We start from the raw sequence: 9,471 nt of genomic DNA on the forward strand, positions 1-9,471 counted from the left end.
AAACTTCGGGGGAAGATATGCTTGATCAAGCAATTCAACACGATTCAAACATAAATGATATAGAACCAGAAAAGCAATTTGAGGTAACAGTTTCCAGAGGATCGCTTTTCCTTAAATTATTTATTTATGCAATTCTGACAATTGTAACTGTCGGTATTTATCGTTTCTGGGCTAAGACGAAAATACGAAAATATTTATGGGAAAATATTTCTTTTCATAATGACTCATTTGAATATCTAGGCAAAGCAACCGAACTGTTATTAGGCTTTTTGATGGCTTTGGTATTTTTAATCCCTCTAGGTTTAATTGATGCTGGCGCCAGATATGGATTAGAACTTTTTGGATCTTCAGGATTATTAATCGCATATAACGTTATATATGTAAGTGTCATTATATTTCTAATCGAATTTGCATTCTACCGCATGAGACGTTATCAGCTCACAAGAACTGCATGGCGCGGTATTAGATTTAACTTAGAAGGCTCAGCAGTGCGTTATGCCGCCAAGTCCATGCTATGGAATTTTAGCTTAGTTTTTTCATTTGGCTTAACCATGCCTTGGGTTATTGCTTGGCAAAACAAACAATACCTAAACAATACAATGTTCGGTCAAACATATTTCATCACTGCCATCAAAGCTAAAGATTTTATGAAACCATATTTTATCTTATATGCTGTTGGTCTTCTAATTTCCATTGCGTTATTCATGCAGGTATTTCCAGTATTTTCTGGTTCTTCTATAGAAAATATTGCATCTGGGGATATAGATTTTACTGGATTGGAAACAGGCAGTCTTACACTTTCCTACGGGGCGCTTTTCATATGGACAATTATTGGCCTTCTCATCCTTAACTTAATTGTTCTGAAAACAACGATTAACAAAACTTCTATTGGTGACTCTCCGTTACGTACAACATTTAGTATCAAACGATTAGTACTACTAAATTTAGCCTATATGGGCGCAACAATTCTTTTCTTCATTGTGGTTGGAATCATCCTTTCCGCTATTTGCCTTGTTGTTACCATTGGCAGCGCCGCAATGATTGAATCTTTTGACGATTTAACAGTAATAGGCAAATCCATTCCTCAAGAAACTTTTATATATCTATTTTTTGGTGCTTTTGCGCTTACCTATATCTTAACCATTATCTTTAACGCTGTATTATTTCCTGTTGCCCTTTTAAGGGAAATTTTCCGCAATACGACAGTTGAAAATAAAGAAGCATTGTTCAATACATTGGATAATCCAGTACCGACATCAAACCATGGTGAAGGATTTGCCGATGCGCTCGACGTTGGTGCATTTTAGTTTCTAGTGATGAGCAAAATTCAATTCCAAGATGGTAAATCTGCCCTATCCCGTGAAGTATTAATTCACTTCACGGGTACTTCTGTTGAAATCTTGGATAAAGATACAAGAGAACATCTTGCATCTTGGCAATATGATGAAATTAAACTCTTCCAATCAAATAAACATGCTGCGGCTTCACGCTATGTATTAAGTTATGAAAACAATACAAAAGCTAAACTCATTTTAGATAATAATCCTGAGACCTGGCAAAAAGTTTCGGAGATATGTCCCAATCTTCACAAAAGGCCAACGAAAGCCCCCGGTTGGTGGAAACCAATCGCCAAATGGGGAATCTCAGCGATTATTGCAATCATCATAATTATTAAAGTTCTGATCCCGATGGGGGCCAGAATTATCGTAAGCTATATACCGCTGGAAACGGAGAAAACACTTGGGCAAGAGCTTGAAAAATCCATCCTTGCCGATTTAGATGGTGAAGAAAAATATAAAGTCTGCACCTCTCTTGACGAAAATGTGGAATTACAATTAATCCTGGCAAAATTGGACGTTTCAAAAGAAGAAAGAAAAGATTTATCAATCAAAATCACAAGCCATTCTATACCGAATGCTATTGCCTTGCCCGGTAAGCATATATTGATTTTCGATGGCCTCTTAAAAAAGACTGATCATCCAAATGCTTTAGCTGCTGTTATTGCCCATGAATTGGCCCATGTAAAACATCGTGATGGCATGATATTAACTTTGGAAAATGTAGCATTAGCGGCTGTGATAAGCTTATTAATTGGTGATGTCTCTGGAGGTTCTGCACTCGCTATAATAGCCCAGTATTCCATGGGAGCCTCTCATAGCAGAGATGCAGAAAAAATAGCTGACCAATATGCCATTAAGCTCATGCAAAAGGCAAATTTAGACGTAAAACCCCTTGCAGATCTTCTGACAAAAATATCTTCGAAGGAGAACTTAATACCTGACTGGCTTAGCACCCATCCAATAACTAAAGAGCGTGCAAATGAAATTATCTCACAAAATACGGGCACAGAAACAATACTTTCAGAAGATCAATGGCATAATCTCATAAGTATATGCGACTAATATACAAAAACTATAGATGGAACATAATATATTACCATTTTTATGTGTTATTTTAATAAAATTACATATTGTTTCTTGACCTCATTTATTCCTTCACTAAAAATATGTGTAATTTACTTTGGGGAGTGGATGTTGTGAGCTTGGAAATTAAATCAAGCCTGTTACAAGAATTGTATGATCATTGGTTCGATCTGAATGCTGGGGCAATTCCTCAGGAAAACCTGCTTGACCCATCTTCGTTTCCCAAGAAGTTATTTCCGTTCATTTCCTTATATGAAGTCACGCAAGAACCGAGACGCTATTATGCCAAAATTGTTGGAAATGGCCTCATCCATTATGCGAATGTAGATTATAGAAATAAATACTTGGATGAACTTCCTATCTTTAACTTTCTAAGTGAAATCATTGACTGGTATGACACTTGTATTGACGCGGAAATAGCATCTGTGAAACACCTTCCTTTTAAAGCAATCAATGATGAAAACCTACCTGCCGAGCGCCTCTTTTTGCCTTATAAAAACCTGAACGGCCAAATATCAAAATTCATTGCAGCAAGTATATTGGAAGTCCATCTCAAGACACATACCTTACCCTAAATAATCTTCAAAAGTGAATATGTGTCTTTATGGCACAAGTTATGTTTCTTGACCAAGCAATCACTTTCCCTGATAACTAGCCTACTAACTACAGAAAATACATGGGTAAATGTTATGAAATGGTATGGGTTGAAAGAAAAAATTACGAATAAGGACTTCTGGCACTCACCAGAAGGATGCTTAATTATTCTAGCATCCGCCATGCCATTAGCTTTTACCACCTGGATGACATTGCTAAACAATTTCACCATTGAAAAAGCGGCTTTCACAGGTACAGAGATTGGCATCTTGCAATCTCTTCGTGAAGTGCCAGGTTTTTTGGCTTTTGCTGCTGTCTTCTTACTATTTTTTATGCGAGAGCGGACATTGGCAATCGCCTCTATGTTACTTTTAGGGGGCGGGGTTTTTGTAACAGGCTTTTTTCCGTCAGCCATGGGCCTTTATATTACCACCGTGATTATGTCTATCGGCTTTCATTATTATGAAACCATGCAAATGTCTTTGACATTACAATGGATGAGCAAGGATGAAGCGCCAAAATCCATGGGACGTCAAACAGCTGCACGATCTTTCACATCCCTTATTGCTTATGCCATGATCTGGATTGTGATGGAATTTATGGGATTGGATTATGCATGGGTTTATGCCGCCGGTGGCGGGTTATGTATTATGCTTACCCTTTATGTGGTCTTTGCTTTGCCAAACCATAAACCAGTGGAAGAGCAGCATAAAAAAATGATCTTACGAAAACGCTATTGGCTTTTCTATGCCCTTACTTTTATGGGGGGTGCACGCCGTCAGATTTTCGTGGTATTTGCGGGCTTCTTGATGGTGGAAAAATTTGGCTATGATGTCGCAACCATCACCTTACTTTATCTTGCTAACCATGTAATCAGCATGTGGTTTGCCCCAAAAGTAGGTCAATGGATCGCCAAATGGGGGGAAAGACGTGCCTTGATCGTAGAATATATTGGCTTGATCCTTGTTTTTGTGGGCTATGGCCTTACTGAATCCGCAGAAATCGCCGCAGGATTATATATTCTGGATCATCTCTTCTTTGCTTTTGCGATCGCCCAACGTAGCTATTTCCAAAAAATTGCCGATCCAAAAGACATTGCATCCACTGCCGGTGTAAGTTTCTCGATTAATCATATTGCCGCCATTGGTATCCCGGTCCTCTTCGGGTATTTCCTATGGTCTGAAAGCCCTGCCTTTGTTTTCTATGCAGGCGCGATTATGGCGGTTATTTCCCTGATTTTGGCCTTAAATGTACCTCATGACCCAAAAGAAGGAAATGAAGTCGTCATTGGACATGTGAAACCAACCCCCGTTGCAGCAGAATAATTTTTAGAATTACTACAAGTTAAATCAAGGTGTTATCGCGATTCAAGGTTAATTTTTGTGCGATTGATCTAGCGCAAAGATTTCTGCGTTTACAGCACCTATATTACGGTCAGTTTTTATGGTAATTTGTTACCGAAGAGGATTTTACAATGGCTGATGCTTTGAAACCTATTTTACTCGTACTTGCAGGCCTAGTCGTTATTTTCGTTTACGCTGCGACCTTCTTTTTTAAATTAGAAATCGGTGTTTGGGCGGGCGTATTGCTTTTACCACTTATGTCTTTGCAAATTTATATCTGGGCCAGATAACGACCCATAGAGAATATATTGAATGTAAAAAGCAGGCGGCTTGCTAAAAGCGCCTGCTTTTTTGTATTTAATACATATGGAAAAGGCAGACGAAATGTCTGCCAAATACAAATCCTATTTTTCAGGGCGTAACATACCCTTCATGGCGCGCTTACCAAGAATATGCACATGCAAGTGAGGGACTTCCTGAAATGCATCAGCCCCATGATTAGCAATCAGGCGATATCCACTTTCATTTACACCAGCAAGACGAGCTACATGGCCAACCGCTTTTACATATCCAGCCATTTCAGCATCAGATGCTTTTTCTGAAAAATCATCCCAGGAAATATAAGCACCTTTCGGGATTACCAAGACATGACAAGGGGCCTGCGGCGCAATATCGTTAAATGCCAAAGCGTAATCGTCCTCATAAACCTTGTCACAAGGGATTTCCCCACGCAATATTTTGGCGAAAATATTTTGATCATCATAGGCCATAGCCCATCTCCCTTATTTAAATATAAATCTTAGTCTTTCGGACGAGATGCTTTTTCATCAATGCCGGATATCCCCTGACGTTTTGCAAGTTCTGCAAAAACATCCTTTGGCTTCACCCCTTGATCTGCCCAAAGCACCATAAGGTGATAGAGTAAATCTGCAGATTCAGAAGTCAAAGCTTTTTGATCTCCCTTAACGGATTCAATCACCACTTCAGTCGCTTCTTCGCCAACTTTCTGGGCGATTTTTTCAATCCCTTTGGTAAACAGCTTTGCGGTATAAGAAGTTGAAGGGTCATCTCCCTTACGACTTTCAATCACTTTAAACAGCTCATCTAGAACCAATGCATTTATTGCTGATGTACTTGTTTCAGGCATATGGACCTCTTACATATCCAGATGTTTGTCATTCACAGGGCGCATATTCAGGCCAGCTGCGGCCATATGCGCTTTGGCTTCGGCAATTGTATATTCCCCGAAATGGAAAATAGACGCTGCCAGAACTGCGGAAGCATGACCCAAAGTCACCCCTTCCACTAAATGGTCCAGATTACCCACACCACCAGACGCGATAATCGGTACAGAAACCGCATCGGCAATGGCACGGTTCATTTCATTGTTAAAGCCTGCCTTGGTGCCATCACGATCCATCGACGTCACAAGCAATTCACCAGCACCCAAGGAAACCATACGCTTTGCCCATTCAATGGCATCAATACCTGTCGGATTACGACCCCCATGGGTGAAGATTTCCCATTTACCCGGCGCCACCGTTTTTGCGTCAATGGCCACAACGATACATTGAGAACCAAATTTTTCCGCCGCCACTTTTACAAAATCAGGATTATGAACCGCTGCCGTATTGATGGAGACCTTATCCGCACCCGCCAATAACAATTTACGGATATCTTCCGGTTCACGTACACCGCCCCCTACGGTCAACGGCATAAAAATCGCCTCGGCCGTACGGCTAATCACATCATACATGGTTTCACGATTGTCGGAACTGGCTGTAATATCAAGGAAGGTTAATTCATCCGCCCCAGCCGCATCGTAAATCTTAGCCTGTTCTACCGGATCACCCGCATCTTTCAAACCAACGAAATTCACGCCTTTTACAACGCGCCCATCTTTCACATCCAGACAAGGAATTACACGTGTTGTCAGCATTCCCTTAATCCTTTAACAATTTCAAGGCAGATGCGATATCAATACGTCCGTCATAAAGCGCACGACCGGAAATCACACCACTGATATTCCCTGCGGCTTTCAATGCAGATAAATCATCCAGATTAGACACGCCACCAGAGGCAATGATCGGAATGCTCACATGATCGGCTAATTTGGATGTTGCCTCTGTATTAGGGCCCTGCATCGCACCGTCACGTTCAATATCCGTATAGATAATTGCGGCAACACCTGCATCTTCGAATTTCTTTGCTAGATTAAGAGCTGTGATTTCAGTCACCTCAGCCCAACCTTCAACAGCCACAAAACCATCGCGCGCATCGATCCCAACAGCCACCTTGCCCGGTAACTCTTTACAGGCTTCAATCACTACGGATGGGTCCTTAATCGCCACTGTACCCAAAATAACGCGGCTTAGACCACGTTCTACCCAATCAACGGCCTGTGCCACAGAACGAATGCCACCGCCCAATTGAACCGGCATGGAAGAGGCTTTTAGAATACCATCAACTGCATCTGCATTCACCGGCTTGCCTTCAAAGGCACCATTGAGATCAACCACGTGAAGCCATTCAGCCCCCTCATCGGCAAAAGCCTTGGCTTGGGCTGCCGGATCATCGTTGAAAACTGTGGCAACATCCATGTCACCGCGCAACAAACGCACGCATTCGCCATCTTTTAAATCAATAGCTGGATATAAAATCATCTCTCAGTTTCCTTACAATTATGGCTTCCAGCCAAGAAAGTTCTTAATTAAGCGCAAACCAGTTTCCTGACTTTTTTCAGGATGGAATTGGGTTCCTACAATATTATCGCGCCCAATCACGGCGGTAATGGTTTGACCATAAGGTGTGGTTGCCAATAAATGATCTTTATTATCCGGCACAAAATGATAGCTATGCACGAAATAGGCATAGGCCCCATGGTCCAGATCATCTAAAACTGGATGAAGGCTTTCATCCACACCATGCAATTCATTCCATCCCATATGCGGGATTTTCAAACTAGCGTCATCTGGTTCAATAGCCTTCACATGACCCGGGATCCAATCTAACCCTTCAGTTCCACCAAATTCTTCGCCAATTGTTGCAAGCAATTGCATTCCCACACAAATTCCAAGGAAGGGACGCCCAGCTTCGATCACTGTTTTTTGTAAAGCATCTTCCATACCTTCAACAGCACGTAAACCAGCACGACAATCTGCATAGGCCCCAACACCCGGTAACACTATATGATCTGCGGCTTCCACCACTTTTGGATCCGAAGTCACAATCACTTTTTCATCGCTCATCCGTTCAAACGCTTTCGCCGCTGAACGAAGATTACCAGAGCCATAATCAATAATGGCAACAGTCATTTATCTAATTTCCTTAAACTAATATTATAAGGAACCGCCAAGGGTACCTTTGGTAGATGGAATTTCATCAGCTTTGCGCGGGTCAATTTCCCACGCCATACGCAGGGCGCGCGCGAGTGCTTTATAGATACTTTCGATGATATGATGCTGGTTTTCGCCATAGATATTTTCAACATGCAAGGTTACGCCCGCAGATTGACTAAATGCCGCAAACCATTCCTTGAACAATTCGGTGTCGAAATCCCCGATCTTGTCACGGGTAAATTTCACATTCCAGATCAAATAAGGACGGTTAGAGAAATCCAGCGCCACACGGCTTAGTGTTTCATCCATTGGCACATAGCTATGACCATAGCGGGTCAATCCTTTGCGATCACCCAGCGCTTTGCTCACCGCCTCACCGATCACATAACCTGTATCTTCAACGGTATGATGAAAATCGATATGTAAATCCCCTTGGGCCCGTAAATGCAAATCCATCAGACTATGTCGGCTAAGCTGTTCCATCATATGATCAAAAAACCCGATGCCTGTTTCAACATCATAGGTTCCTTTACCCTCTAGATTCACATTTGCAGAAATCCGGGTTTCATTTGTGTTACGCTCTACACTTGCCTGACGCATTAGTTTAAATCCTGAAATTATATTTTTACAAAATTCGTCTCCCGACAAATGATCTTTGTCGGGCAAGCTACAAATGCGCCTAAAATTCGCAAAAAACAAGGATATTCGAACATTTCAAGATGTTTTTTCACTTGTATATTCAAGTGATTACGGCGTCTTTTTCGCAGAAAAATTAAACAAATTGAATTTCTTAAAACAACTTACGAAAACTATTTAACACCAGCCATCTTTAATCTTTGAGATAACTCATCTCTCATTTTTTGGCCTTGAGGTCCAACATCAATATATAGATAGTGCCCAATAGCTTCACTGGGCGCAAAGAGTTGATAGATAAGCTTTGGCAGACTTAAAAAAATTTCGATATCACTCATGCCTGCATAAAGTGGATCTTCATATTCATTCAGGTCCAGAATAATTAATCGGTCGTTTGGTAATAACTTTTTTAATGCCTGCAAAAAATTTTCATTGATTGGGCTTCCAATTAAAACTAGATGATCAATATAAATCCCCTTCTCAATCAAAATCATCGCATCTTGCGACGCCTTTATACTGCCATAAGAATAGCCGATTAAGTTAAGTTGTTGAGTATTTCTTTTTACGGGTAATTGAATAGGGAAATGAAACCCCGAAGTCAGATGGTTAATAAAAGGTACTTGTAGACCATCCAAAATAAGATTGCCGGAAGAATAGTTTTCTGATGGAACTAATGCGGTATTCTTCAGGCCTGCCTGTTGAAGTGATTCAATCATTTGAGATAAATAACGGCCCTTCATACGAACCCCGCCATAAAAGAAGGTGCCTGTAGTTGTCGCCCCTTTCAAATATACAGGGGATGCTAGTTTCTGATTTTCCAAAAGCTCTTTTTGCCGTCCAGCTTCTGTTTCATTGTAAATATTAAAAAGTTTTAGGCTGGCGAGAAATAAAAGCACCAAACATAGTTTAAAGTCATATGGTATTTTGAAAAATCGCAGCAAAACATAACTCAAAACACTACCAAAAAGAGCCACCCCATATGTCATTAGAATACGAAAGAAACCTAACTCATATCCAATATTTGTTTTCGTCCCATATGGTATATTCTGAATGAAAATATATCCCAAATAAATCGCGAAAGGTGCAGATAGAAATATTGCCCCTAAGCATTTATCAAAGGATAGTTGTGATTTAAATTTT

At 40.7% G+C, this 9,471-nt stretch carries 12 protein-coding genes; 5 read left to right on the top strand and 7 right to left on the bottom strand.

Annotated elements, in window-relative coordinates; all coding sequences use genetic code 11:
- The 5 genes from E1160_RS02240 to E1160_RS02260 form a co-directional block, all read left to right on the top strand.
- The coding region (locus tag E1160_RS02240) for a DUF898 family protein (protein ID WP_218048658.1) at positions 1-1,307 on the top strand (1,307 nt) is incomplete at its 5' end.
- A gap of 9 nt (positions 1,308-1,316) precedes the next feature.
- The gene (locus E1160_RS02245) at positions 1,317-2,402 is read left to right on the top strand and encodes a M48 family metallopeptidase (RefSeq protein WP_155153366.1); all 1,086 of its coding nucleotides are present in this window, start codon (positions 1,317-1,319) and stop codon (positions 2,400-2,402) included.
- Positions 2,403-2,536: 134 nt separating this feature from the next.
- On the top strand, positions 2,537-2,998 hold the full coding sequence (locus E1160_RS02250) for a PAS domain-containing protein (protein WP_155153367.1): 462 nt from the start codon (positions 2,537-2,539) through the stop codon (positions 2,996-2,998).
- A gap of 114 nt (positions 2,999-3,112) precedes the next feature.
- On the top strand, positions 3,113-4,342 hold the full coding sequence (locus E1160_RS02255) for an MFS transporter (protein ID WP_155153368.1): 1,230 nt from the start codon (positions 3,113-3,115) through the stop codon (positions 4,340-4,342).
- A 149-nt stretch (positions 4,343-4,491) separates the two neighbouring features.
- On the top strand, positions 4,492-4,650 hold the full coding sequence (locus E1160_RS02260; protein ID WP_155153369.1) for a hypothetical protein: 159 nt from the start codon (positions 4,492-4,494) through the stop codon (positions 4,648-4,650).
- Positions 4,651-4,764: 114 nt separating this feature from the next.
- On the opposite strand, the gene E1160_RS02265 is transcribed toward E1160_RS02260, so the two are convergent.
- The 7 genes from E1160_RS02265 to E1160_RS02295 form a co-directional block, all read right to left on the bottom strand.
- Positions 4,765-5,130, bottom strand: a complete 366-nt coding sequence (locus tag E1160_RS02265) for a histidine triad nucleotide-binding protein (RefSeq protein WP_155153370.1) — start codon at positions 5,128-5,130, stop codon at positions 4,765-4,767.
- Positions 5,131-5,159: 29 nt separating this feature from the next.
- Positions 5,160-5,507: a phosphoribosyl-ATP diphosphatase gene (locus E1160_RS02270; protein ID WP_155153371.1), complete on the bottom strand. Its 348-nt coding sequence runs from the start codon at positions 5,505-5,507 to the stop codon at positions 5,160-5,162.
- Positions 5,508-5,516: 9 nt separating this feature from the next.
- Complete coding sequence (gene hisF, locus E1160_RS02275; protein WP_155153372.1) at positions 5,517-6,299, bottom strand: imidazole glycerol phosphate synthase subunit HisF; 783 nt, start codon at positions 6,297-6,299, stop codon at positions 5,517-5,519.
- Positions 6,300-6,303: 4 nt separating this feature from the next.
- On the bottom strand, positions 6,304-7,023 hold the full coding sequence (hisA, locus tag E1160_RS02280; RefSeq protein WP_155153373.1) for a 1-(5-phosphoribosyl)-5-[(5-phosphoribosylamino)methylideneamino]imidazole-4-carboxamide isomerase: 720 nt from the start codon (positions 7,021-7,023) through the stop codon (positions 6,304-6,306).
- A gap of 18 nt (positions 7,024-7,041) precedes the next feature.
- A complete protein-coding gene (gene hisH / locus E1160_RS02285) occupies positions 7,042-7,674 on the bottom strand; it encodes an imidazole glycerol phosphate synthase subunit HisH (protein WP_155153374.1) in 633 nt (210 codons plus the stop codon).
- A 24-nt stretch (positions 7,675-7,698) separates the two neighbouring features.
- Positions 7,699-8,298: an imidazoleglycerol-phosphate dehydratase HisB gene (gene hisB / locus E1160_RS02290; protein WP_155153375.1), complete on the bottom strand. Its 600-nt coding sequence runs from the start codon at positions 8,296-8,298 to the stop codon at positions 7,699-7,701.
- Positions 8,299-8,507: 209 nt separating this feature from the next.
- Positions 8,508-9,317: a hypothetical protein gene (locus E1160_RS02295; RefSeq protein WP_155153376.1), complete on the bottom strand. Its 810-nt coding sequence runs from the start codon at positions 9,315-9,317 to the stop codon at positions 8,508-8,510.
- Positions 9,318-9,471 lie beyond the last annotated feature (154 nt).

Source organism: Curvivirga aplysinae, from assembly GCF_009711445.1.
Taxonomy (GTDB): Bacteria; Pseudomonadota; Alphaproteobacteria; order UBA8366; family Aestuariispiraceae; genus Curvivirga; species Curvivirga aplysinae.